The sequence below is a fragment of the Brucella sp. LJL56 genome, assembly GCF_054871705.1.
The window spans coordinates 59,770-83,428 of the sequence record NZ_JBTXLQ010000004.1; the positions used below are offsets into that span (position 1 = coordinate 59,770).

Consider the following 23,659-nt stretch of genomic DNA (forward strand, 5'->3'; position numbering starts at 1 on the left):
CATTTTAGGGGCTCAGAACCATGCTGCTCATTGCAGGTCTTGGCAATCCGGGCCCCAAATATGCGCATAACCGGCACAATATCGGTTTCATGGCGGCGGATGAAATATTCCGCCGCCATCGCTTTTCCAACTGGCAGAAGAAATTTCAAGCCGAGATCGCCGACGGTGTGATCGATGGCGAAAAGGTGCTGCTGATCAAGCCGCAGACTTTCATGAACCTTTCCGGCCAGTCCATCGGTGAAGCCATGCGCTTCTACAAGCTGACATCCGCCGATCTCGTCGTGATCTATGACGAACTCGACCTTATTCCGGGCAAGCTGCGCATCAAGACCGGTGGCGGCTCTGGCGGCCATAACGGTATTAAATCCATCGACGCGCATGTACAGTCTTTCCCCGGCGGCCAGAACTATCGCCGCATGCGGCTTGGCATCGGCCATCCCGGCGCGAAAGAACTCGTGCATAATTATGTCCTCGGCGATTTTGCCAAGGCCGACAATGAATGGCTGGACACGCTTCTGGGCGCTATCGCCGATAATGTGGGCTTGCTCGCCAAGGCGGGCGAAGACAACAGCTTCATGAACCGCATTGCGCTTGCCATGGGCGACGGCAATCAGCGGCCAAGCGGCTTCAAGGCCGATCCCGCGCAAGCGGAAAAGGCCCCCCCTGAAGCAAAGGCCAAGGCGCAGAGCCATATTCGCCAGGCGCGGCAAAACCAGAAGAAGCCGGATATTCCTGCAAGCGGACCGATGGCTGAAATGCTGAAAAAGCTGCTGGGGAAGAAGGATTAATCCCCGGCGACGGCTGCGCCTCTTGACGCTTCACACCTCAATGTCGCATAGCGACGGTAATTCTATTCTAGTCTGACAGGTACGATCATGGGTTTCAAATGCGGCATCGTCGGTCTGCCAAATGTTGGCAAGTCGACGCTTTTCAACGCGCTGACCAAAACGGCCGCCGCACAGGCCGCAAACTATCCGTTCTGCACCATCGAGCCGAACACCGGCGAAGTGGCGGTTCCCGATCCGCGCCAGAACGAAATTGCCAAGATCGCAGGTTCGAAGGAAATCATCCCGACCCGCATCAACTTCGTGGACATTGCCGGTCTCGTGCGCGGCGCATCGAAGGGCGAAGGTCTCGGCAACCAGTTCCTCGCCAATATTCGCGAAGTCGATGCCATCGTGCATGTGCTGCGCTGCTTCGAAGATGACGACATCACCCATGTCGAAGGCCGCATCGATCCCGTGTCAGACGCCGAGACGGTCGAAACGGAACTGATGCTGTCGGACCTCGAAAGCATCGAGCGCCGCATCGTGCAGATCCGCAAGCGCGCTACGGCCAAGGACAAGGAAGCCCTCACCATTCTGCCGGTGATGGAAACCGCACTCGAACTGCTCCAGAACGGCCAGCCGGTTCGCCTCATGCTGAAGGACATCGCAGCAGAAGACCTGCTGACGCTTAAAGGTCTGAACCTGCTGACCTCCAAGCCTGTTCTTTATGTCTGCAACGTCGCAGAAGGCGACGCCGCCAAGGGCAACGAATTTAGCGCTGCCGTCGACAAGATGGCCGACGAACAGGGCGCCCAGACGGTCATCATTTCGGCTGCAATCGAAGCAGAAGTTGCGCAGCTTCCCGATGAGGAAGCCAAGGAATATCTGGAAAGCATGGACCTTGAGGAACCGGGTCTCGACCGCCTGATCCGTGCCGGGTACAAGCTTCTCGACCTCATCACCTATTTCACCGCAGGACCGAAGGAAACCCGCGCCTGGACCATCCGGCGCGGCACCAAGGCTCCCGGCGCTGCCGGTGTCATTCATACCGATTTCGAGCGCGGCTTCATCCGCGCCCAGACCATCGCCTATGAAGACTACGTCAAATACAATGGCGAAGTCGGCGCCAAGGAAGCCGGCAAGGCAAGGGACGAAGGCAAGGAATACATCGTCCATGACGGCGATGTGATGCTGTTCCGCTTCAATACCTGATACGATCAGGCCGCCGAAAACCGGCGGCCTTTTCTTTATTCTGCATAGAGCGCATCCCGAAAGGTGCGAAGCGGTTTTCGGAATCGGATGCGCGGTCCAAGACAAACAGATAGAGCGGAAGCGCGACCGAATGTGAACGCAATCCGCTCCAGTGGGAGGAGATCGAGGGTGACCAAGCCTCTGCCAAAATATGCCTACGAGGATATGGAACCGGGAATGACCCTTCCCTTCGGCCCTCGTACGATCAACAAGGAAGAAATCATCGAATTTGCCAGCGCGTTCGACCCGCAGCCATTCCATCTCGATGAAGAAGCGGGCAAGGCGAGCGTTCTCGGCGGGCTGGCAGCATCGGGGTGGCAGACCACTTCCCTCATCATGCGCATGGTCTGCGATGCCTATCTCACCAATTCCATGTCGCAGGGCGGCCCCGGCGTTGAATTCACACGCTGGAAACGCCCCGTACTTGCCGGTGATACGCTGAACGGCGTGACGACCATCAAGGACAAGCGCATTTCCAAATCACGTCCGGCCATCGGGCTGGTGACATTCCACCATGAGCTGTTCAATCAGCGCGGCGAAAGCGTGTGCGAAATGCAGCATCCATGCATGATGGGACGCCGCGACTACGATGCAATCCCGGAAGGTGCGGCCCCGGGAGGTGCAGCATGAGTTTCCTGGAAGAAAATCTCGGACAGAACCTCGTCATCGGCAGCTATACGTTTACCGCCGAGGAAATCATCGATTTCGCCAGAAAATACGATCCGCAGCCGTTCCATCTGGATGCGGAAGCGGCAAAGAAGAGCGTCTTCGGCGGGCTTTGCGCCTCCGGCTGGCATACTACGGCGGTGTTCATGAAGCTCAATGTCGCTTCCATCGTCGAGGCGACGAAAGAAGCACTGAAACGCGGCGAGACGCCGCCGACATTTGGCCCCTCGCCCGGCTTTGAAAACCTGAAATGGTCGAAGCCCGTTTATGCCGGAGATACCATTACCTACAAGCGTGTGGTCCATGCCATCCGACCGCTTGCGTCCCGTCCCGGCTGGTCCATGCTGACCATGACGACAAGTGCCCATAACCAGAATGGCGAAGAGGTGCTGTCCTTCGACAATGCGGCGATGGTGAAGCTGCCACCCAAGGCCGATGCCTGAAACAACAAAGCCCGGAGCGATCCGGGCTTTCTCGTATTCTCAATCGCCTTCGCTTTCTCGTATTCTCAATCGCCTTCGAAGGCAACGAGCGTGCGAACCGGCACGCCGAGAGCTTCAAGCTTCTTGCGGCCGCCGAGGTCCGGCAGATCGATGATGAAACAGGCTGCGACGATATCCGCCCCCATTTGAAGCAGAAGTTTCGCCGCCGCTTCCGCCGTTCCGCCCGTGGCGATCAGATCGTCCACCAGAATGATCCGCTCACCCTTTTCGATCGCGTCACGGTGCATTTCCATTTCGTCGATGCCATATTCAAGGCTGTAGGCAATGCGCACGGTATCGCGCGGCAGCTTGCCCTTCTTGCGGATCGGCACGAAACCGGCTGAAAGCTGATGCGCAATTGCGCCACCGAGGATGAAGCCACGCGCCTCGATACCGGCTACCTTGTCGACCTTGTTGCCTGCATAAGGATAGACCAGTTCATCGACCGAACGGCGAAATGCCTGTGCATCGCCCATAAGCGTCGTCACGTCACGGAACTGGACGCCCGGCTTCGGATAGTCCGGAATAGTGCGGATCGCATCCTTCAAGCTGGCTTTAAATCCGGATTCCATTTTCCATCCTTTCAGGCGGCCGTGGGGCCGGTCAAATTAATCAAGGCAAAGTTGGGGCCAAGCTCCTTTACACCCTCAAACGAGCAAATTGCAAAAGAAACCGCCCGTTTACGCCAAGAACATTGCGGCGACGCACCGTCATTTTTATGGCTTGATTGCGGCAATGGTATCCCGGCGAACCGAACGATCATTCTCTATCCATCCATACCAAAAAAAATGGGCGCCCGCGGCGCCCATTTTTTAACTCGGACTGACCGGTCAGTGCTTCACATTCGACCAGATCGAACGCTTGGCAACATAAACCAGACCAGCAAAAAGGATCAGGAATATGATGACCCGGAAACCGGTGCGCTTGCGATCTTCCAGATGCGGCTCTGCAGCCCACATCAGGAAAGCCGAAACGTCGCGTGCATATTGGTCCACCGTTTGCGGCGAACCATCGTCATAGGTGACCTGGTCGTCGCTCAGCGGCTTCGCCATTGCCAGAGCCTTTGCCGAAATGAAGTACGGATTGTAATGCGTACCTTCGGCGATCTGCATGCCTGCAGGCGGCTGTTCGTCGTACCCGGTCAAAAGTCCATGAATGTAGTCCGGACCAGCTTCGGCATATTGCGTGAATATGTCGAAGATGAAGGTTGGAAAGCCACGCTCAACACCACGGGCCTTCGCGATCAGCGAGAAGTCCGGAGGCGCTGCGCCGTTGTTCGAGGCCGCGGCTGCAGCCGCGTTCGGGAACGGTGCCGGAAAGTGATCGGTCGGGAGAGCCTTGCGGGTGAACATCTCGCCATCCGCATTCGGGCCATCCTGCACTTCATATTCAGCGGCAAGCGCCTTGACCTGCTCCGGCGAGTAGCCGAGGCCTTCCAGCGTGCGGAAAGCCACCAGGTTCATCGAATGACAAGCCGAACAGACTTCCTTGTAGACCTTCAGGCCACGCTGAAGCTGTCCCTTGTCATAGGTTCCGAACGGACCGGCGAAGCTCCACTTTTCCTGCTTGGGATGGTGGATCGGAAAATGTTCCGGCTCCGCGGCATTACCGCCTTCCTCAGCCGAGGCACCACCCATCGTACCCAGGGCGATACCAAGCGCAACCAGCGGAGCAATACCGAAGGCAGCGAAATTCTTGAGGATGTTTTTCATTGTTACGTCCTTCATCTCTCTCGCTGACTCAGCCCTTGATTTCCACAGGGGCGATATCGGCCTTGCCGTTCTTCTCCAGAACCGCCTCGGTGATCGAGTTCGGCAAACGCTTCGGCGTTTCGATCAGGCCGATGACCGGCATGATGACGATGAAGAAGGCAAAGTAGTAGAGCGTACCGAGCTGCGCCATGAAGACGTAGGAACCTTCCGCCGGACGCGAACCCAGCCAGCCGAGGAAGATGGCGTTGATCACGAACAGCCAGAAGAACAGCTTGAACCACGGACGATAGACAGCCGAACGAACCTTCGATGTATCGAGCCAAGGCACGACGAAGAGGATCGCGATCGAACCGAACATGGTCAGAACGCCGCCGAGCTTCGAATCGATTGGGCCGATGTTGAAGGTGATGGCGCGCAGCATCGCGTAGAACGGCAGGAAGTACCATTCCGGAACGATGTGAGCAGGCGTCTTCAGGGAATCGGCCGGGATATAGTTATCCGGATGGCCGAGGAAGTTCGGCATGTAGAAGACGAAGTAAGCGAAGAACACGAAGAAGACGAGCGCGCCGAAAGCGTCCTTGATGGTCGCATAAGGCGTGAACGGCAGCGTATCGGTCTTCGATTTCACTTCAATGCCGGTCGGGTTGGTCTGGCCCGTCACGTGCAGCGCCCAGACGTGCAGGATAACGACACCCGCAATCATGAACGGCAGCAGGTAATGCAGCGAGAAGAAGCGGTTGAGCGTCGGATTGTCGACCGCAAAGCCGCCCAGCAGAAGCTGCTGGATCGGTTCGCCGATGATCGGGAAAGCCGTGAAGAAGCCGGTGATAACCGTCGCACCCCAGAAGGACATCTGGCCCCATGGCAGCACGTAGCCCATGAAGGCGGTCGCCATCATTAGAAGGAAGATGACCACGCCCAGAATCCACAAAAGCTCACGCGGCGCCTTGTAGGAGCCGTAATAGAGACCGCGAGCGATATGGAGATAAACGGCGATGAAGAAGAACGATGCACCGTTGGAGTGCATGTAGCGCAGCAGCCAGCCGGAGTTGACGTCGCGCATGATCTTCTCGACGGAATTGAACGCAATACCCGTATCCGCAGCATAATGCATGGCCAGCACGACGCCGGTCAGAATCTGCGAAATGAGCATGAAGCTCAAAATGCCACCGAAGGTGTACATGTAGTTCAGGTTACGCGGCGTCGGATAGGCCACGAAGGAATCATAGACGAGACGCGGCAAGGGAAGCCGTTCGTCCACCCATTTTTCGATGCCGGTCTTCGGCGTGTATGTGGAGTGTCCAGCACTCATGTCTTCTCTCCCCAAGACCTGTTAGCCGATCCTGATGACCGTATCGGAAGTGAACGCATATTGCGGGATGTGCATGTTTTCCGGTGCCGGACCACTGCGGATACGACCGGCAGTGTCATAGGTCGAACCATGGCATGGGCAGAACCAGCCACCGAAAGAACCGGACTCACCGAGCGGCACGCAACCCAGATGGGTACACACGCCGATCATCACCAGCCAGTTTTCCTTGCCTTCGCCTGCCGAGCGGGCAAGATCGGTCGCCTGCGCGTCCGACGCAAGGTTGGCATTACGCGCAATCGGATCCTTGAGATCGCCAAGAACGGTCGTCTTGCCATCCTCGACTTCCTTGGCGGAGCGGTTACGAATAAAAACCGGCTTACCACGCCATTTAACAGTTAATGATGCTCCTTCCGCAAGGGACGAAACATCAACCTCGATGGACGCAGCCGCGAGTGTCGAAGCGTCCGGACGCATCTGGTCGATAAACGGCCAGGCCAGTCCGCCAACTCCGACGACACCGGCCATTCCCGTCGCAATATACAAAAAATCACGCCGTGTCGGCTCAGCCGTGTCGTGTGCGCTCACGTGCCAATTCCTTTTCAACCTGCATGTTCAATTGAACTCTCCCCTCGTCCTCTTTTGCACTTGCGCAAAAGTAGTCCCGCAAGTGCTCACAGGACGAAATTCCCTCCATTTCACTTTCCGGTTTAGGCGTGTAAAAATCGCTTGTCCAGACACCAAGCCCTTATGACGGCACGATGTCGCAGGCGGATTTGCTTGCTCAATTCAGCGAATGCGCAACAAACCGATAATGCACCACAGATAACGCAAAGCTCTCAACTTTATTCATTCCGCCCAATAAAACCACCCGACTGGCGGGCCCAAAGTCCCGCATAGATGCCGTCACGGGCAATAAGTTCGTCATGCGTGCCCTCCTCCACGATTCGCCCCCGATCCATCACCACGAGACGATCGAGCGCTGCAATGGTGGAAAGGCGATGGGCAATCGCAATCACGGTCTTGCCGTCCATGAGGCGCTTCAGATTCTCCTGAATGGTGGCCTCCACCTCCGAATCGAGTGCGGATGTCGCCTCATCGAGGATAAGGATGGGTGCATCCTTCAAAATGGCGCGCGCTATCGCAATGCGCTGGCGCTGGCCGCCGGAAAGCTTGACGCCGCGCTCGCCCACAAAGGCATCGAACGAGCGGCGCCCCTGAAAATCCTCCAGATTGGCAATGAAGCCATCGGCCTCGGCCTGTCGTGCTGCCTGCAGCAATTCTTCATCGGTCGCATCATCGCGCGCCAGCATGATGTTATCGCGCAAAGACCTGTGCAACAGGGCGGTTTCCTGACTGACGACCGCAACGGCACGGCGCAATGATGTCTGGGTGACATCGCGAATGTCCTGCCCGTCTACGAGAATCGCGCCTTTCTCGACATCGTAGAGGCGCAGGATGAGGTTGACGAGGGTCGATTTTCCTGCACCGGAATGACCGACGAGACCGACCCTCTCACCACCGCGCACAGTGAGGTTGATATTGTCGAGAACGCCTGCAGCCTTTCCATAATGAAAGGTGACGTTCTGGACATCGATACGCGCCTTTGTCACCTGCAACGGCTTCGCATTGGGCCGATCCTCCAGACCGAGCGGGGCCGAAACCAGCCGCATGGAATTTTCGATCAGTCCAAGCTGGCGCAGCATTCCATTGAGCTGCATCATGAGGCGGCCAAGCAGCATGTTGAGGCGCAGCACCAGCCCAAGCGTGAACGACACCTGCCCGACTGTGATGGCATTGCGTGTCCACAGATCGATGGCAATCGCCGCAACCGTCACGATCATCAGGCCGGAAAGTGCCGTGAGCGAAACCCGGACGCCGGTGAGCGAACGCATGAACGGGAGAATCGCGCCAAGATAGCGCTCGAACCCTTCGCGCAGATAGCGTTCGTCGTCGTCGGCGGTATTGAGCTTGATCGTCTGGATGTTGGAATAGCTGTCAACGATACGCCCATTGATCATGGAGCCCGCCTCGGCCGTAGCCTCGGCATTCTTGCGGATGCGCGGCAGATAACGCCATGCGATGAAACCGAAAGCAATGATCCACAGGATCACGGCTGCCGCCAGCCGCCAGTCGAGCCGGCCAACCAGAAACAGCGTGGTGATGCTGTAGATCGCCATGAACCAGACGACCTGAATGAGACTTTCTATGAGGTCGCCAGCCGCCTGCCCTGCCTGCCAGACCTTGGTGGCAATGCGCCCGGCGAAATCATTCTGGAAGAAGGCGTAGGACTGGCGGAGTACATAGGAATTCGCCTGCCAGCGGATCATATTGTAGAAGCCCGGCGACAAGGTCTGATCATCCAACAGCGTATTGATCGCTGTCACGACGAGGCGGATCACAAGGACCGTGATTCCCATGAAAAGCAGTTCGGGGCCTGCCGCCTGCAAAAGCGCCGACCAGCTTCGCTCAACACCACCTTTTCCCGCCTGGTCGAGAATATCGACCAGCCTGCCAGTGAAATAGAACAGTCCGGCCTCGACCAGCGGCAGCAATCCGCCGACCACGAGGGAAGCAGCAAGCGGCCATTTCGCCTGCCTTGCATAATGCCAGAGAAAGCCGAGCGTAGTTGAAGGCGGTCTCAGCCTGTCCGGTTCGCGAAAGGGATCGACCCAGCGTTCGAACAGGCTGTAAACCGCTTTCATCAATGGCTTCTGTCCTTATTTTACCAGCGCATCCTCGGAACTGTCATCGAAACCGAGGAAGCCGCCAGACTGACGGGCCCACAGACTTGCATAAATGCCGCCAAGCGCGACAAGTTCCTCATGCGTACCGTCTTCGACGATGCGGCCCTTGTCCATCACCACGAGACGATCGAGCGCCGCGATGGTTGAAAGACGATGTGCTATGGCAATCACCGTCTTGCCTTCCATCAAAGTATTGAGGCTGTCCTGAATAGCCGCCTCAACCTCTGAATCGAGCGCCGATGTCGCCTCGTCCAGGATGAGGATCGGCGCGTCCTTCAGCATCACGCGCGCAATAGCGATGCGCTGGCGCTGTCCGCCCGAAAGCTTGACGCCGCGCTCGCCGACATGGGCATCCAGTCCCTGCCGTCCCTTCGGGTCGGTCAGCAACGGAATGAACTGGTCGGCCTGTGCCAGCCGGATAGCCTGCTGCAACATTTCTTCCGTTGCGTCCGGTCGTCCGTACATGATGTTCTCGCGAACCGAGCGGTGCAGAAGCGAGGTATCCTGTGTCACCATGCCGATATTGGCGCGCAGCGAATCCTGCGTGACTTGGGAAATATCCTGCCCGTCGATCAGGATGCGGCCCTTCTCCAGATCGTAGAAGCGCAACAGCAGATTGACCAGCGTGGATTTACCAGCGCCGGAACGTCCGACCAATCCTACTTTCTGGCCGGGCTGAATGGTGAGCGTGAGATTTTCGATAACCCCTTTGCCCTTGCCGTAATGGAAGCCGATCTTGTCGAAGTCGAGCTCGCCCCTGGTCACCTGTAATGCGGGTGCACGGGGGACATCCACAACTTCATGCGAGCGTGCAATCGTCGTGATCCCGTCTTCAACGGTGCCGATATTTTCGAACAGGGCGGACATTTCCCACATGATCCACTGCGACATGCCGTTGAGGCGCAGCACCAGGCCGATGCCGACGGCAACGGCACCAACCGAAATTGCTTCATTCATCCAGAGCTGGATGCCGATTGCACCCACAGCAAACAGCAAAATGCAGTTCGCCATATAGAGGGTAAAATGGAACATCGTCACCAGACGCATCTGCCGGTGCACAGTGCCGAGGAAGCCATCGAGGCTCTCGCGTACGTATGATTCCTCCCGGCTTGAATGCGAGAAAAGCTTCACAGTCGCAATGTTGGTGTAGCTGTCGACGATACGTCCGGTCATCGATGAACGCGCATCGGCCTGCTGCTCCGAAATCACGCGCAGGCGCGGAATGAAGACGCGCAGCAATATGATATAGACGCCGAGCCAGACGGCAAACGGGATCATCAGAACCAGATCCGCAGACGCTGCGATGAACAGCGTGCCCGCGAAATAGACAATGACATAGTTGAGCACGTCCAGAAGCTTCATCACCGTTTCGCGAACGGCGAGAGCAGTCTGCATCAATTTGGTCGAGATGCGCCCGGCAAACTCGTCCTGAAAGAAAGCCATCGACTGGCGGATCAGGTAACGGTGCATCAGCCAGCGCACACGCATCGGATAATTGCCGAGCAATGTCTGGTGGATAAGCAGCGAATGGATCAATACCACACCCGGAAGAACAACCAGAACAACACCAGCAATCAGCGCAAGCCGCCAGCCTTCATTGCTCAGGAATGTCTCGCGCGACTGGTGTGACAGCCAGTCTACGATATTGCCCATGAAGGCAAAGAGCGACACTTCGATCACGGCGATAAGCGTCGTGAAAATCGCCATGCCGATGATCCACGGCCATGCGCCACGGGTGTAATAAAGACAAAAGGCTACCAGTCCGCGCGGCGGTTCGCGCGGCGGTTCTTCGGGATAGGCTTCGAGTCGTTTTTCAAACCATCTGAACATGGTGATCCTTTTAGGTGGCCCCGCAGGAATTGCCAAGACGGAAGGGGAACAAAACAGGAATATTTTCGTGATGCCGGAATGATTTTATTCTTGCGAACACTATCCTCGCCAACTGATGTGTTGACGTGAGATGCGCAACCACTTTGAACGCTTGCAGCCATCGGCTTTGTGGGCTACCCGCTTCATATGGAACTGCGCGTCGCACTTTACCAGCCCGACATTCCCGGCAATACGGGAACCATCCTGCGTATGGCCGCTTGCCTCGGCTTCGCGGTCGACCTGATCGAACCCGCCGGTTTCGACATTTCCGACCGGTCCCTGAAGCGCGCCGGCATGGATTATCTGGAGCAGGCTGCCCTCACCCGCCATGCAGACTGGCGTCACTTCGAAGACTGGCGCATACAGTCCGGGCGCCGCATCGTATTGCTGTCCACCAAGGCAGCGATTCCCTATACGGATTATCAGTTTCAGGAAAATGACATCCTGCTCTTTGGGCGTGAGTCGTCAGGCGTTCCCGACGATGTCCACGATTGTGCCGATGCGCGGCTTCTGATCCCGATGGTGCACGGCGCCAGATCGCTAAATCTTGCGGTTTCGGTTGCGATGACAGCAGGCGAAGCTCTGCGCCAGCGGAAGGGAAGAATCGATTCCCTTCTCTCATAAACACAACCCCCACAGTGAAAGGCTCGCTTCGTCCATGAACCCGTCCATTCGCATTCTCGTCGCTTCCACCATTTCCCTGCTGGCAAGCGCTCCGGCTTTTGCCAAGGAGGCTTCGCCCATCGCACCAAAGGTGATGGTCATCACCATGTTCGGCGAAGAAGCCAAGCCGTGGCTTGAAGGTGAAAAATTCACGCAGAAGATCAAGCTGCCGGGCCTCAATCCGGAATATCCGGAGATCGACTGCACCGCCGACGGCCTCTGCCACATGACGACGGCGATGGGCTTTGCCAATGCCGCAAGCTCGGTTTCCGCCATGGTCTTGAGCGACAAGCTCGACCTCAGCCACACCTATTTCGTGATCGCCGGCATCGCCGGTGTCGACCCGAAGCATGGCACACTCGGATCGGCGCATTGGGCAAAATACGCCATCGATGCCAATCTGAACCATCGCATCGACATTCGTGAAGCGCCGGAAGGCTGGCCGACCGACTTCTTCGGCCTCGGCGCTGCAAAGCCCGGCGAGAAGCCGAAATGGGCCGCAGGCACGGAAGTGTTCGAACTGAACGGCAAACTGGCCGACTACGCACTGGCGACGACCAAGGGCGTCGAACTCCTCGATAGCGACGCTGCGAAGGAATATCGCAAGCACTACTCAGAGGAAGCGGCGACCGATGCGCCAAAGGTCACGATCTGCGATACGGCTTCGGGCGACACCTATTGGCACGGCGCGAAGCTCGGCGAAGCCATGACCGAATGGTCGAAACTTCTGACCGACGGCAAGGCCGACTATTGCACATCGCAGATGGAAGACAATGCCACGCTGACCGCGCTGAAGCGCGCTGCCGAGGCGGGCAAGCTCGATTTCGACCGCATCGCATTGCTGCGCACCGCATCCAACTTCGACCGTCAAGGCAAGGACCAGACGGCGGCTCAATCGCTTGCCGCGAACTCCGGCGGTTTCCCGCTCGCCACGACCAATGCCTATCGCGTTGGCAAGGCCTATGCCGACAGCATCATCCAGAACTGGGATGCGTGGGAAAAAGCACCACAAACGACGGCGAAATAAGGCTGTAATGGAATAACGATTCAAACAGAGAAGGCGCCCCTCGGGGCGCCTTTTGGATCTCTAATCTGAATCGTATTTCAAGGCTTTGACCGTCACGGTTAAGCCGTTGCTCAGTCCGCAGTCGCCAGCCGACGCATGGTGAATTCGATCACATCGTCCGGACGTTCGCACCAGCTTTCGATCTCCGTCCAGTAGGCCGCCTTGGGGAATGTCTCGAACCATTCGCGCGCCTTTTCGCGCGCCGCCAGCCTCGGCAGGGTGAATGTCTCGCGAACGAAGCCATCGCGCGGCATACGACTTTGCTTCATGCCTTTCTGGACACGGCTCTTCTGAAGCTGCTTGCGCAAGCCTTCGAGCGGTGGACGGGGCGGTGCTGCGGTCATGCGATGCCCTCCCGGCAAAACCGGAAATGAACGACTTCCAAACCCTGGGTAGAGAAAGATAGGGGAGCAGGTTAACAAAGACGAGTCTTTTCTTGGGGAGAGGGTCTATACTGCCCTGCGATCGCGCGCTTCGCGCTTTGCGCCAGCAGCGGACTTTGATAAGCCAAGGAACAATAGTTCATCCATTTACCCTTGGCCGCCAGATACCGCCGAGCGATCCGGCAAACCGCGCCGGAAGGAAACAGACAATGCAACGCGACGAAATTCCAGCAATCATCCCCGCAGACATCGAAGAGAAGAAGCAGGCGGCACAGCGCTGGTTCGAGGAACTGCGCGACCGCATCTGCGCAAGCTACGAACAACTTGAAGATGAATTGCAGGGCCCGCTTTCGGATCGCGAACCTGGACGTTTCGTTCGCACGCCCTGGCAGAAGGATGAAGGTCGTGGCGGCGGTGGTGTCATGTCGATCATGCATGGTCGCGTCTTCGAAAAGGTCGGCGTGCATGTCTCGACGGTCTATGGCGAGTTTTCGCCGGAATTCCGCAAGCAGATCCCCGGTGCAGAGGAAGACCCGCGTTATTGGGCCAGCGGCATTTCGCTCATCGCTCATCCGCAGAACCCGAACGTGCCTGCCGTCCACATGAACACGCGCATGGTCGTGACCACGCGCCAGTGGTTCGGCGGCGGTGCCGACCTGACGCCGGTTCTGGACAACCGCCGCACGCAGGACGATCCCGATACACTCGCCTTCCACAAGGCTTTCCGTTTCATCTGCGAGAAGCACAAGGACATCGTCGACTATCAGCGCGTGAAGGACTGGTGTGACGAATATTTCTTCCTGCCGCATCGTAATGAGCCCCGCGGCACCGGCGGCATCTTCTACGACTGGCTGCATTCATCGGATGATAAGGGCGGCTGGGACGCGGATTTTGCCTATACCCGCGATGTGGGGCGTGGCTTCTCGGTCGTCTATCCGCATCTCGTTCGCCAGAACTTCAACAAGGATTGGACCGACGCGGATCGCAACGAGCAGCTCATCCGCCGTGGCCGCTATGTCGAGTTCAACCTGCTTTACGACCGTGGCACGATCTTCGGCCTCAAGACCGGCGGCAATGTAAATTCCATCCTGTCGTCCATGCCGCCCGTGGTGAAATGGCCGTAAACCATTGAAAAAGGGCCGGTTTCCCGGCCCTTCCATCATATAGCGAATGCGGAATGATAGGTCACATCGCCTTCCGGTATATCCGACCCGAAGGCCAGACACTGGAAATATTCCGCTGGCACGCCCGGCAATTTCAGTCGCGCATCGGCCTTGAAGCCGAAACGCCCGTAATAGCCGGGATCACCCAGAAGAACACAGCCTTTGGCGCCTTCGCGCCGCAGAATGGCAAGGCCCTCGCGGATAAGCTTGCCGCCAATCCCCTCACCTTGCCGATCCGGACGGACTGAAACAGGACCAAGCCCGTACCAACCCTTATCCGCGCCGTCGATCAGGACGGGCGAAAAGGCGACATGGCCCAACATCTGCCCGTTCTCTTCCGCAACCAGCGACAGGGTAAGCGCTTTTGCAGCGCGAAGCGCATCGACAATCTCCCCTTCCTTCTGGTTGCTATAAGCCACAGTACGGAATGCCTCCTCCGTCATGTGGCGGATTTCAGCGGCATCTTCAGGCATTTCCTTTCGAATATGCATGATGCTCTCCTTCACCGGTTATTGAGCTGAGCGCGAACATTTTCGCGCCCTTTGAACGAGATGCGATAAGGACTGCCCATTCGGGATTCGATTAGTCGCTTGCGGCGCAACTGCTGGAAAACTGCCATCGTACAATCGGAAAGCAGATAGCCTTCGCGGGTAAAGCACTCGATTTCGCAGATATGTCCGTCTTCGCGCAGATGGCGGATGTAACCGCCCTGCGCCAGCACGTGCAAGACGCGCTGTTCCATGCGTGAGATATTCATTTTGTTATGCCTGGATGGAAACCATGACAAGCATCAGCACTCGCGGACGGTGAACCATCCACGGCCAATGCCGTTTCCGCTCCTGAACACTGCCTGTCAGACGCTCTCGGCGCCTGTCATCTACAGCTTGTTCGGAACGATCAAAGGCTTCCTACAATCTCCGGCATCAACAATTCCTCTTCCAGAGGCCCAAAGGACAGGAGGGCAATAGCCCCTCCTGCTCATTTACAAGCGCGCAACAGCAGTGTCAAACCGTTCAGTTTTTCGGCTGGTTGCGAAGCTTTTCTGCTTCCGCATAGAATTTCTTTTCCCACTCATTGTGGTTATCGAGTCCCTCCTTGATGAAGGGCGTGAAAATCGCGAGATTCATCAGGCACCAGTTGACCAGTCGGGCCGGAAACTTGAGCGGCTTCACGAAATCGACGAAAAGGACCACACGCGTCTTGTCGGTATGATTCCACGCCTCGTGCTCATAGGCATCGTCGAAGATCAGCACCTTGCCTTCCTGCCAATGGCAGACTTGCTTGTCTACGCGAATGGCAAGCTGGTCGTTGGGCTCCGGCACGATAAGGCCAAGATGCAGGCGCAGCACGCCATTATAAGGCCCGCGATGCGGCGGCAGATGCTTGCCCGGTTCGAAGATGGAGAACATCGCCGTCGTCAGGCCGGGGATCTTGTTGACGATGCGCCAGGTTTCCGGGCAGGCCTTGATGTTCTGCTCCGACTTCACACCGAAACCGAGCAGGAAGAATGTCTTCCAGCGATTATCGGTCGAGATCGTCTTCACATCGGTCGAAATATCCTGAAAGGAAGGCAATTCACTCTGGCGCAGAAGAACTTTTTCCAGTTCCTTGCGGATGGCGGGCCATTCCTTCTCGATTTCGGCTGACCAGGGGAAAGTCGCATTGTCATAGACAGGCGGATTGCCAAGCTTGGCATATTTCAGATTGAGACCTTCGGCCCAGGATACGATCCCCATGAAAAAACGGGTGATTTTGCTCGGCCGCTCCATTGCGGCAAGGCCTTCGGTGCCAAACTTCTGCTGCGGATCGGTCGCTGTCTTGTCTTGTATCGATGTATCGGGATTGGACATCTCATGCTCTTTCAAAACGCGCGCTAAAAATTATCATTTCCTGTTTTGGGCATATTTTGCCCCAAAACCGGTCCCACTTTCGGGAAACATGCTCCAGCTATAAGGCGATGAAACTACGGCTGAAATTTGCAAGCAAGCCATCAGTTGTTCAATTTAAAAGCATTTCCAACAAAAGTGAGACACGGTTTTGTGTTCGGAAATGCTTGGGAAAAAACGGTTAGAGCGGAACCGCTCTAACCACGATCAAGCTTGCGCAGAAGTGCGGTCCGGTCAAGGCTAAAACCGGAGTCAATCCAGAAAGTTTCAAGCGACCGCAATGCTTCTCCAAGCTCCGGCCCCTTTTCAAAGCCGATAGCCAGAAGATCGCTGCCCGTGACGGGGAAAACAGGGGTATCATAATGTTCGGCGGCATCCAGAAGACGCGCGAAACCACCGGCGCGGATCATGGCATCGTCGCTGCCTGCAGCATCGGCCCGCGCCGTCGCATAGGCCAGACGGATACGATCCAGCACCGCCTGCTTGCTGCCGCGATAGATGGTCTTTTTCAATGCCTGCTCGGAAAGCTCCGGCTTGACCGCATCGGCGCGCGCCCAGGCCTCAAGGCGGGCCCTTTCCGCATTGGACATTTTCAGCCGTTTGCCCATCTCTTCCATCCGCACGCTATCGGGCGGAATAATGCTCTCAAGCCGCAATAGTGGATCGGGTTGCCAGCCAAGATCGGTCTCGGTTCGCACCAGCCCATGAATGGCGTCGATGCCCCACTTCTCGCTTTCAGGCAGAATGAGATTCAAGACACCGGCCTGTCGCATCCACAAAAGCGCGCGCGACGGATCGGGAGCGGACAGGAGTTTCTTCAGTTCCGACCAGACCCGTTCGGCAGAAAGCTGTGAAAGACCGTCCTTCAATCGTGCGCTGGCCCGCAAGCCTTCAGCCTCGGGCCGACCCGAACCATACCAGGCGAAGAAACGGAAAAAACGCAGGATACGCAGGTAATCCTCGCGAATGCGTTGTTCCGCATCGCCAATAAAGCGCAGCGTCCGGCTCTCGATATCGGCCAGCCCGCCGACATGATCGATGATCGTGCCGTCAGCCGTCACATAGAGCGCATTAATGGTAAAGTCGCGCCGCTCCGCATCGACTTTCCAGTCGGTCCCAAAGGCGACCTTGGCGTGGCGGCCATTGGTTTCGATATCCTGCCGCAGCGTCGTCACTTCGAACGGATGCCCCTGCACGACGACTGTGATCGTGCCATGCTCGATGCCGGTCGGCACCGGCTTGAAACCGGCCTCTGTCGCCAGTCTGACCGTATCCCGCGGCAGATGCGTCGTCGCCAGATCGACGTCGCTCACCTTGGTGCCCAGCAACGTGTTTCGCACCGCGCCGCCCACGACACGCGCTTCGCCGCCATCACGGTTCAGCGCCTTGAACAGTGCTTGCAACGGCTTTGCTTTCAGCCAGTTCGCCTTGCCGGAAATATTCATACTCTCGCTCAAACGTAGAGCCTTTCATAAAGTCCGCGAATGATACCGGCGGTTGCCCCCCAGATGAATCGCTCGTGATAGGGCATGGCGTAAAAAAAGCGTTCCTTGCCGTTGAACAGCCTGCTTTCACGCCGATGGTTCTCGGGGTTCATCAGGAAGGAAAGCGGCACTTCGAAAATATCGGCGACTTCGTCCGGGTTGGGATGCACATCGAACGGAGTCTTGACCACCGCCAGAATGGGCGTGATCGAAAAACCGCTGCCGGTAAGATAACGTGGCAGATTGCCGATGATTTCCGCACGGTCCGCCGCAAGCCCGATTTCTTCATTGGCCTCGCGAAGTGCTGCCCGCTCAGCGGTGCCGTCCTCCGGGTCGATTGCGCCACCGGGAAAGGCGATCTGGCCGGAATGCTTGCGCAGAGTATCGGTACGTTGTGTCAGAAGAAGTGTTGCCTCCGATCCGCGATCCACCACCGGCACCAGCACGGCGGCATCGCGCATCTTAGCCATCTGCATTAATTGCGTAATATCGGGATTAAGCGAATGATCGCCGGTCAGATCATCCTGGTTGGGACGCCACTGCCGAACCCGCTCGGCAAAATCACCGGCTGAAAAGGCTGGGAATTCATTCATTGCAGTGCAGCCTCCAGTGTATCGGACGCCATGATCGGAAACACCATGCCACCCGAGCGAACGGCAAATGTCGGCACGCCATCGATTTCGATTTCTTCGCCCAGCGCCACCAGATCATACATGACAGCACGGGCAATCAGTGCCTCCAGCCGTCCGCGAACCAGCACATAGGGTTTCAGCCCACCACTGACGGGCTCGATCACAAAACGCAAGGGATGCTGCGCGTCTGTGGTCACCACATCACCCACATTGGTGCGGAATGTCAGCGCCTGCGCCTCGCCTGCGCCGGAAACTTCCATTTCCACAGCGATGAAAGGCGCGTCCTCCACCCGGATACCGATCTTTTCAACCGGCGTGACCAGATAGGTTTTCCCGTCCTCGTCCTTGCGAAGCACAGTCGAAAACAGCCGCACAAGCTGCTTGCGGCCAATCGGCGTGCCCATATAGAACCAGGTGCCATCCGCCTTGATTTCCATATCGAGGTCGCCGCAAAAGTCCGGGCTCCAGCGCTCCACCGGCGGGATTCCGCGCTCTTTCGTCGCCGGACCGCTTTGCGCATCGGCATGGGCGCGCGCAATCAGGGCTTCCAATCCGCCAGTTGTTTCTGCATTCCGCATCGAAACTTGCGGCGCGTCTTTGCCTTCAGGGGTGCTTTTTATCATCCGACTCGGTTATTCCTGCGCAAATAGACCCAAAGCCATGAAATAGTCACCCTTTCGCGGCTTGTCAGTATTATATAGCGATTTATGAGGCAGTTCCGCCAGAGCGGTCATATTGCGAGGTTCCCATGAGTGTCGTCGTCACGCCTGAAACCGCCAATCCCGAGCAAATCGTCGCGGAGGCCGAACGGGCGCTCGCAGACCTTACCCGCATCAAGGAAAGCGTCGGGACTGTGATCTTCGGTCAGGAAAACGTGATCGAGCGCACGCTCGTCGCCGTTCTGGCTGGCGGACACGCGCTTCTAGTCGGCGTACCGGGTCTCGCCAAGACCAAGCTGGTCGAAACGCTGGGCACCGTGCTTGGTCTCTCAGGCCAGCGCATCCAGTTCACGCCCGACCTGATGCCATCCGACATCATCGGCTCGGAAGTCATGGAGCAGGATGCCGACGGGCGCCGCTCGTTCCGCTATCTCAAGGGCCCGATCTTCGCGCAGCTTCTGATGGCCGACGAAATCAACCGCGCCAGCCCACGCACCCAGTCGGCGCTTTTGCAGGCCATGCAGGAATATCATGTCACCGTCGCTGGCCAGCGCTATGACCTGCCCGCGCCCTTCCACGTTCTTGCGACACAGAACCCGCTGGAGCAGGAAGGCACCTATCCGCTGCCGGAAGCCCAGCTCGACCGCTTCCTGATGCAGATCGACATTCTCTATCCGGAACTCGACGCCGAGCGGCGCATTCTTCTGGAGACTACCGGCGTTTCCGAAGCCAAGGCCTATGAGATCATCAATGCAGAACGGTTGATCGAAATGCAGACTTTGGTGCGACGCATGCCGGTGTCGGAAAGCGTCGTGGAAGCAATCCTCAAGCTGGTGCGTTCCGCCAGACCGGATTCTGGGCCGAATGCCGACAACGACCACGCGAAGAAACACATTGCCTGGGGCCCCGGCCCACGCGCCAGCCAGGCGTTGATGCTGTGTGCCCGCGCCCGCGCGCTCTATGAAGGCCGTCTCGCCCCTTCGGTGGACGACGTGAAGGCACTGGCCGAGCCGGTTCTGCAACACCGCATGGCGCTCAACTTCGCTGCACGCGCCGATGGCATGCATATTCGCGATGTCATCGCAAATCTGGTAAAGGCTGCCGTCTGATGGTCATTGGCGCAGAAGTTTCCACCGCAGATCGCAAGGAGACACTTGCCCGCGCCCGTGCGCGGGCCGCAAGCCTCCCCGATCTGCTGGTCGAAGCGCAGCGCGTGGTCAACACCGTCATGAATGGCTGGCACGGACGGCGCAAGCGCGGTCCCGGCGAAAATTTCTGGCAGTTCCGCCCTTATGTAGACGGCGAATCCCTTTCCCGCATCGACTGGCGGCGTTCCGCCCGCGACGACCATACCTATGTCCGCGACCGCGAATGGGAATCCGCCCATACGGTCTGGCTTTGGTGCGATTTCTCGCCCTCGATGCTCTATCGCTCGCAGCTCGCGCCTGTTTCCAAGGAAGCACGTTCGCTGGTTCTTACCCTTGCCCTCGCCGAGCTTCTCTCGCGCTCCGGCGAACGCATCGCCTTTCCGGCACTTATCCAACCTTTTTCGGCCCGTAACGGGGCCGAGCGTCTGGCAAGCGCATTGATGCACGAAGCGCCGGTTGCAGCGCTGCCCGACATCGGCCAGATCCGCCGTTTTTCCGAAGTCGTCCTCGTGTCGGACTTTCTGCATCCGTTCGACGAACTGACCGATCTTCTCAACCGTCTGGCAAAGCGCGGTGTCCGCGCGCATCTGGTGGAAGTTGCCGATCCGGCGGAGGAAACATTTCCCTATTCCGGTCGCACCGAGTTCCGCGATCCCGAAACCGGCGCCACGCTCGTTGCCGGCCGGGCCGAAACCTATGCGGATGACTATCGCCGCCTCTATACCGCCCGCCGTGAAACCCTCATCGATTTCTGCAAACGACTTGGCTGGAGCTACACGGTTCACCGGACGGACAGGCCCACGGCGGAAGCTTTGGCACGCCTGCATAATGCCCTAAGCGCAACGGGGAGTGCGGGTGCATGAATTTTCTGCCGCTCGCCTTCGGTTCGCCGCTCATCCTCGCAGGACTGATCGCCCTGCCGGTCATCTGGTGGCTTCTGCGCATGACGCCGCCGCGACCGCAGGAGGAAACCTTTCCGCCGCTCCGCATTCTGGCGCAGGTCTTCAAGCGCGAGGAAGTCCCGTCGAAAAGCCCATGGTGGATGACCTTGCTGCGGCTGCTGATTGCCGCGCTTGTCATTCTGGCGCTGGCCTCGCCGATCTGGAATCCACGTCCGGTCGCGCTTGCAGGCAACGAACCGCTCGCCATCGTCATCGATAATGGCTGGGCCTCTGCCGAGGATTGGCAACAGCGGGTCAATGCTGCCGAAAAGCTTATCTCCGATGCGGAAGGCACCGACGCGCCGATCTACATCGTGGGTTCGGCAGAACCGGCCAATGCCGAAATCGGCCCCTATGACGGCAAGCGCGCTGCCGAGCGTCTTCAGGCACTGGAACCGCGCCCGATCCCGGTCGACCGCAAGTCGGCAATGGAACGACTGGCTTCTACCTTGCCAGCAGACACAAAGGTCCGCCTCGCCTTCATGAGCGACGGGCTGGCTGCGCCGAATGATGCGGAGACATTTGCAGAACTGGACAAGTCAGGGCACCTCGCCTCCGTTCTCTGGTATGAAGCGAGCCTCAGCCGCACTTTCGCGCTGACTGGCATCGACAACAAGGCTGACAGTCTGGAAGCGGTCGCCATCCGCCCGGAAGGCGTATCGGCTCCACGCACGCTCACCGCCGCTGCCTATGACGACAAGGGACGCCGCATCGCCGAAGCGCCGCTTTCCTTCGCGCTTGGGAGCGCGGAAGGCACGGCACGGTTCAACCTGCCGGTAGAGCTTCGCAACGATTTCCGCCTGATCCGCGTCGATGGTATCGAACAGGCAGGCGCGACCCGGCTCATCGATGCAGGATCGGAACGGCGCGCAGTCGGCCTTATCGCCAGCGGTGACGGTGATCTGGCGCAGCCGCTGCTCTCGCCGCTGCATTATATTTCCCGGGCGCTTTCGCCTTACGTCAATCTGATCGAACCGCGCTCTGCCGATCTTCTGCAATCCGTGCCGGAAGTGCTGGATGCAAAACCGTCGATCCTTATCATGGCCGATATCGGCACATTGCCGCAGCCGGTCACCGAGCAGCTTTCCAAATGGATACAGGATGGCGGCACACTCGTGCGATTTGCAGGCCCGCGCCTTGCTGGTGCCAGCGACAACGATCCGCTCCTGCCGGTGAAATTGCGCAAGGGCGAACGCGCGCTTGGCGGCACGCTGTCGTGGTCCGAACCGCAGAAATTGCGCACGTTCCCGGATAAGGGGCCTTTCGCCGGTCTGGATGTCCCCGATGATGTAACTGTCACCCGGCAGGTGCTTGCCGAGCCGTCATTCGATCTCAACGACAAGGCGTATGCCATTCTTCAGGATGGAACGCCGCTTGTGACCGGCGAAGAGCGCGGGCGCGGCAATATCGTTTTGTTCCACATTTCTCCGGATGCTAGCTGGTCGAGCCTGCCCATTTCGGGCTCCTTCGTGGAGATGCTGCGCCGCATTGTGTCGCTGTCGCAAAGAACTGGCGCGCAGGACAATCAGGCTTCGGTCTCGCTGCCGCCGTACCAGCTTCTTTCGGCTTCCGGTGCCCTGACCCCGCCCACATCGGAAGCCAAGCCGCTGATCGTCGAAAAGAACAAGCAGGCCAGCGTCAGCATCAACACGCCGCCCGGTTTCTATGGCAATGAGGACGGCTTGAAAGCTCTCAATATTTTCGAAGGTGCGAATATCAAGCTGCAACCGATCGCCCAACCGGCACTGTCCGTCGGAATAACGCCCGCCTCCTATACATCAGACCAGTCGATCTCGCTGGCGGGCCCATTCCTTGCCGTCGCCGCGATGCTTCTCGCACTTGATACGCTTTTGATGCTGTGGCTGCGCGGTGCCTTCCGACGCCGCATGAAAGTGCGTGCCAAGGCAGCGGGAATAGCCGTTCTGCTGGCCGGTTCATTGGCCTTCAACCTTCTTCCTTCCGGAATGGGCAAAGCACAAGCTCAGACTCAGGCACAATCCCAGTCCGGGGCTCAAGAGCAGGTGCATGACGACAGCAAGCCGGGAGACGAGGCGATCATCAACTCCGTCTCGCAGACGCATCTTGCCTATGTCATCACCGGCAGAGCCCAGACCGACGACATAAGCAAGGCAGGACTGCGGGGCCTAAACTTCGCATTGACAGACAAGACCGCACTCGAACCGGGCGACCCTGTCGGCGTCGATCCCGCCAAGGACGAGCTGGCCTTTTATCCGCTGATCTACTGGCCGATCGACCCAGACGCGCCGATGCCAAGCCCCGAAGCGATTGCCAAGGTCGATGCCTATATGCAGCAGGGTGGCACAGTGCTTTTCGACACGCGCGACCAGTTGCAGGCTGGAGCCAGTCTCGATCCGTCCGCCTCACCTGCCAACCAGCGCCTGCGCGCCATTCTTGATGGGATGAACGTTCCGCCGCTGGAACCAGTGCCTGACGATCACGTGTTGACCAAATCCTTCTTCATCATGCCGGATTTCCCCGGTCGCTATGAAGGAAGCCCGCTCTGGGTCGAGGCATCCACACCGAACGCCTCGCCCAGGGAACGTCCCGTGCGCACCGGCGACGGTGTGACGCCGATCATGATTACCGCCAATGATTTCGCGGGCGCATGGGCTGTCGATGACCAAGGCAATCCGCTGCTTCCGACCGTGCCGAACGACCCGATGCAGCGCATCTATGCCATTCGCGGCGGCGTGAACATCGTGATGTATATGCTGACCGGCAACTACAAGTCCGATCAGGTCCACGCCAAGGACCTCATCGAGCGGCTGGGGAATTAGAGCATGTTTCGGAAAAGTGGAAACCGGTTTTCC

General features: G+C 58.1%; 23 protein-coding genes. 10 read left to right on the forward strand and 13 right to left on the reverse strand.

Features of this window, described 5'->3' with window-relative positions; all coding sequences use genetic code 11:
• The first annotated feature begins 20 nt into the window (after positions 1 to 20).
• From pth to ACYSN1_RS14645, 4 genes are all read left to right on the forward strand, one after another.
• Positions 21 to 788 (forward strand): aminoacyl-tRNA hydrolase, encoded by a 768-nt coding sequence (pth, locus tag ACYSN1_RS14630; protein WP_461726351.1) that lies wholly within the window; start codon positions 21 to 23, stop codon positions 786 to 788.
• 87 nt (positions 789 to 875) lie between these two features.
• Positions 876 to 1,979 carry a redox-regulated ATPase YchF gene (gene ychF / locus ACYSN1_RS14635; protein WP_461726352.1) on the forward strand — a complete coding sequence of 368 codons (1,104 nt, stop codon included), beginning with the start codon at positions 876 to 878 and terminating at the stop codon, positions 1,977 to 1,979.
• A 168-nt stretch (positions 1,980 to 2,147) separates the two neighbouring features.
• The gene (locus tag ACYSN1_RS14640; protein WP_461726353.1) at positions 2,148 to 2,648 is read left to right on the forward strand and encodes a MaoC family dehydratase; all 501 of its coding nucleotides are present in this window, start codon (positions 2,148 to 2,150) and stop codon (positions 2,646 to 2,648) included.
• Positions 2,645 to 3,127, forward strand: a complete 483-nt coding sequence (locus tag ACYSN1_RS14645; RefSeq protein ID WP_461726354.1) for a MaoC family dehydratase — start codon at positions 2,645 to 2,647, stop codon at positions 3,125 to 3,127. The genes ACYSN1_RS14640 and ACYSN1_RS14645 overlap by 4 nt, the downstream gene beginning before the upstream one ends.
• A 65-nt stretch (positions 3,128 to 3,192) precedes the next feature.
• Here ACYSN1_RS14645 and ACYSN1_RS14650 read toward each other — a convergent pair whose 3' ends face one another.
• The 6 genes from ACYSN1_RS14650 to ACYSN1_RS14675 all read right to left on the reverse strand — a co-directional run bounded on the left by ACYSN1_RS14650 (position 3,193) and on the right by ACYSN1_RS14675 (position 10,764).
• Positions 3,193 to 3,738: an adenine phosphoribosyltransferase gene (locus tag ACYSN1_RS14650; protein ID WP_061345912.1), complete on the reverse strand. Its 546-nt coding sequence runs from the start codon at positions 3,736 to 3,738 to the stop codon at positions 3,193 to 3,195.
• Between the two features lie 258 nt (positions 3,739 to 3,996).
• Entirely contained in the window at positions 3,997 to 4,878 is an 882-nt protein-coding gene (locus ACYSN1_RS14655; RefSeq protein WP_461726355.1) for a cytochrome c1, read from the reverse strand.
• Between the two features lie 28 nt (positions 4,879 to 4,906).
• A complete protein-coding gene (locus ACYSN1_RS14660; protein ID WP_461726356.1) occupies positions 4,907 to 6,190 on the reverse strand; it encodes a cytochrome b in 1,284 nt (427 codons plus the stop codon).
• A 21-nt stretch (positions 6,191 to 6,211) separates the two neighbouring features.
• Positions 6,212 to 6,775 (reverse strand): ubiquinol-cytochrome c reductase iron-sulfur subunit, encoded by a 564-nt coding sequence (gene petA / locus ACYSN1_RS14665; RefSeq protein WP_461726357.1) that lies wholly within the window; start codon positions 6,773 to 6,775, stop codon positions 6,212 to 6,214.
• A 257-nt stretch (positions 6,776 to 7,032) separates the two neighbouring features.
• Positions 7,033 to 8,892 (reverse strand): ABC transporter ATP-binding protein, encoded by a 1,860-nt coding sequence (locus tag ACYSN1_RS14670; protein ID WP_461726358.1) that lies wholly within the window; start codon positions 8,890 to 8,892, stop codon positions 7,033 to 7,035.
• Between the two features lie 15 nt (positions 8,893 to 8,907).
• A complete protein-coding gene (locus tag ACYSN1_RS14675) occupies positions 8,908 to 10,764 on the reverse strand; it encodes an ABC transporter ATP-binding protein (protein WP_461726359.1) in 1,857 nt (618 codons plus the stop codon).
• 186 nt (positions 10,765 to 10,950) lie between these two features.
• Here ACYSN1_RS14675 and ACYSN1_RS14680 point away from each other — a divergent pair, with 186 nt between their 5' ends.
• Positions 10,951 to 11,427, forward strand: a complete 477-nt coding sequence (locus ACYSN1_RS14680) for a tRNA (cytidine(34)-2'-O)-methyltransferase (RefSeq protein ID WP_461726360.1) — start codon at positions 10,951 to 10,953, stop codon at positions 11,425 to 11,427.
• Between the two features lie 34 nt (positions 11,428 to 11,461).
• The gene (locus ACYSN1_RS14685; protein WP_461726361.1) at positions 11,462 to 12,493 is read left to right on the forward strand and encodes a purine-nucleoside phosphorylase; all 1,032 of its coding nucleotides are present in this window, start codon (positions 11,462 to 11,464) and stop codon (positions 12,491 to 12,493) included.
• A gap of 110 nt (positions 12,494 to 12,603) precedes the next feature.
• Here ACYSN1_RS14685 and ACYSN1_RS14690 read toward each other — a convergent pair whose 3' ends face one another.
• Positions 12,604 to 12,876 carry a hypothetical protein gene (locus tag ACYSN1_RS14690; RefSeq protein WP_461726362.1) on the reverse strand — a complete coding sequence of 91 codons (273 nt, stop codon included), beginning with the start codon at positions 12,874 to 12,876 and terminating at the stop codon, positions 12,604 to 12,606.
• A gap of 248 nt (positions 12,877 to 13,124) precedes the next feature.
• Here ACYSN1_RS14690 and hemF point away from each other — a divergent pair, with 248 nt between their 5' ends.
• Entirely contained in the window at positions 13,125 to 14,039 is a 915-nt protein-coding gene (gene hemF, locus ACYSN1_RS14695) for an oxygen-dependent coproporphyrinogen oxidase (RefSeq protein WP_461726363.1), read from the forward strand.
• A gap of 35 nt (positions 14,040 to 14,074) precedes the next feature.
• Here hemF and ACYSN1_RS14700 read toward each other — a convergent pair whose 3' ends face one another.
• From ACYSN1_RS14700 to ACYSN1_RS14725, 6 genes are all read right to left on the reverse strand, one after another.
• The gene (locus ACYSN1_RS14700) at positions 14,075 to 14,569 is read right to left on the reverse strand and encodes a GNAT family N-acetyltransferase (protein WP_461726364.1); all 495 of its coding nucleotides are present in this window, start codon (positions 14,567 to 14,569) and stop codon (positions 14,075 to 14,077) included.
• 11 nt (positions 14,570 to 14,580) lie between these two features.
• Positions 14,581 to 14,835, reverse strand: a complete 255-nt coding sequence (locus ACYSN1_RS14705) for a YjhX family toxin (RefSeq protein WP_010659599.1) — start codon at positions 14,833 to 14,835, stop codon at positions 14,581 to 14,583.
• A 256-nt stretch (positions 14,836 to 15,091) separates the two neighbouring features.
• A complete protein-coding gene (gene olsC / locus ACYSN1_RS14710) occupies positions 15,092 to 15,928 on the reverse strand; it encodes an ornithine lipid ester-linked acyl 2-hydroxylase OlsC (protein WP_461726365.1) in 837 nt (278 codons plus the stop codon).
• Positions 15,929 to 16,161: 233 nt separating this feature from the next.
• Positions 16,162 to 17,421, reverse strand: coding sequence for a CCA tRNA nucleotidyltransferase (locus ACYSN1_RS14715; RefSeq protein WP_461726366.1), 1,260 nt, complete (start codon positions 17,419 to 17,421; stop codon positions 16,162 to 16,164).
• Positions 17,418 to 18,041 carry a CoA pyrophosphatase gene (locus ACYSN1_RS14720; RefSeq protein ID WP_461726367.1) on the reverse strand — a complete coding sequence of 208 codons (624 nt, stop codon included), beginning with the start codon at positions 18,039 to 18,041 and terminating at the stop codon, positions 17,418 to 17,420. Before ACYSN1_RS14720 ends, ACYSN1_RS14715 begins: the two co-directional genes overlap by 4 nt.
• Positions 18,038 to 18,703, reverse strand: a complete 666-nt coding sequence (locus tag ACYSN1_RS14725) for a DUF1285 domain-containing protein (protein ID WP_461726368.1) — start codon at positions 18,701 to 18,703, stop codon at positions 18,038 to 18,040. The genes ACYSN1_RS14720 and ACYSN1_RS14725 overlap by 4 nt, the downstream gene beginning before the upstream one ends.
• Positions 18,704 to 18,828: 125 nt before the next feature.
• Here ACYSN1_RS14725 and ACYSN1_RS14730 point away from each other — a divergent pair, with 125 nt between their 5' ends.
• From ACYSN1_RS14730 to ACYSN1_RS14740, 3 genes are read left to right on the forward strand one after another with little or no spacing between them, the layout of a single operon-like run.
• Positions 18,829 to 19,848 (forward strand): AAA family ATPase, encoded by a 1,020-nt coding sequence (locus ACYSN1_RS14730; RefSeq protein WP_461726369.1) that lies wholly within the window; start codon positions 18,829 to 18,831, stop codon positions 19,846 to 19,848.
• On the forward strand, positions 19,848 to 20,750 hold the full coding sequence (locus ACYSN1_RS14735; RefSeq protein WP_461726370.1) for a DUF58 domain-containing protein: 903 nt from the start codon (positions 19,848 to 19,850) through the stop codon (positions 20,748 to 20,750). The genes ACYSN1_RS14730 and ACYSN1_RS14735 overlap by 1 nt, the downstream gene beginning before the upstream one ends.
• The gene (locus tag ACYSN1_RS14740) at positions 20,747 to 23,626 is read left to right on the forward strand and encodes a DUF4159 domain-containing protein (RefSeq protein WP_461726371.1); all 2,880 of its coding nucleotides are present in this window, start codon (positions 20,747 to 20,749) and stop codon (positions 23,624 to 23,626) included. The genes ACYSN1_RS14735 and ACYSN1_RS14740 overlap by 4 nt, the downstream gene beginning before the upstream one ends.
• The last annotated feature ends 33 nt before the right edge of the window (positions 23,627 to 23,659 follow it).

Coding starts and splice junctions, on each gene's coding strand:
- ACYSN1_RS14650 (WP_061345912.1), bottom strand. CDS start 3,738: ATGGAATCCGGATTTAAAGCCAGCTTGAAGGATGCGATCCGCACTATT.
- ACYSN1_RS14675 (WP_461726359.1), bottom strand. CDS start 10,764: ATGTTCAGATGGTTTGAAAAACGACTCGAAGCCTATCCCGAAGAACCG.
- ACYSN1_RS14700 (WP_461726364.1), bottom strand. CDS start 14,569: ATGCATATTCGAAAGGAAATGCCTGAAGATGCCGCTGAAATCCGCCAC.
- ACYSN1_RS14660 (WP_461726356.1), bottom strand. CDS start 6,190: ATGAGTGCTGGACACTCCACATACACGCCGAAGACCGGCATCGAAAAA.
- pth (WP_461726351.1), top strand. CDS start 21: ATGCTGCTCATTGCAGGTCTTGGCAATCCGGGCCCCAAATATGCGCAT.
- ACYSN1_RS14725 (WP_461726368.1), bottom strand. CDS start 18,703: ATGATAAAAAGCACCCCTGAAGGCAAAGACGCGCCGCAAGTTTCGATG.
- ychF (WP_461726352.1), top strand. CDS start 876: ATGGGTTTCAAATGCGGCATCGTCGGTCTGCCAAATGTTGGCAAGTCG.
- hemF (WP_461726363.1), top strand. CDS start 13,125: ATGCAACGCGACGAAATTCCAGCAATCATCCCCGCAGACATCGAAGAG.
- ACYSN1_RS14730 (WP_461726369.1), top strand. CDS start 18,829: ATGAGTGTCGTCGTCACGCCTGAAACCGCCAATCCCGAGCAAATCGTC.
- ACYSN1_RS14655 (WP_461726355.1), bottom strand. CDS start 4,878: ATGAAAAACATCCTCAAGAATTTCGCTGCCTTCGGTATTGCTCCGCTG.
- olsC (WP_461726365.1), bottom strand. CDS start 15,928: ATGTCCAATCCCGATACATCGATACAAGACAAGACAGCGACCGATCCG.
- ACYSN1_RS14685 (WP_461726361.1), top strand. CDS start 11,462: ATGAACCCGTCCATTCGCATTCTCGTCGCTTCCACCATTTCCCTGCTG.
- ACYSN1_RS14670 (WP_461726358.1), bottom strand. CDS start 8,892: ATGAAAGCGGTTTACAGCCTGTTCGAACGCTGGGTCGATCCCTTTCGC.
- ACYSN1_RS14690 (WP_461726362.1), bottom strand. CDS start 12,876: ATGACCGCAGCACCGCCCCGTCCACCGCTCGAAGGCTTGCGCAAGCAG.
- ACYSN1_RS14680 (WP_461726360.1), top strand. CDS start 10,951: ATGGAACTGCGCGTCGCACTTTACCAGCCCGACATTCCCGGCAATACG.
- ACYSN1_RS14645 (WP_461726354.1), top strand. CDS start 2,645: ATGAGTTTCCTGGAAGAAAATCTCGGACAGAACCTCGTCATCGGCAGC.
- ACYSN1_RS14720 (WP_461726367.1), bottom strand. CDS start 18,041: ATGAATGAATTCCCAGCCTTTTCAGCCGGTGATTTTGCCGAGCGGGTT.
- ACYSN1_RS14735 (WP_461726370.1), top strand. CDS start 19,848: ATGGTCATTGGCGCAGAAGTTTCCACCGCAGATCGCAAGGAGACACTT.
- ACYSN1_RS14740 (WP_461726371.1), top strand. CDS start 20,747: ATGAATTTTCTGCCGCTCGCCTTCGGTTCGCCGCTCATCCTCGCAGGA.
- ACYSN1_RS14705 (WP_010659599.1), bottom strand. CDS start 14,835: ATGAATATCTCACGCATGGAACAGCGCGTCTTGCACGTGCTGGCGCAG.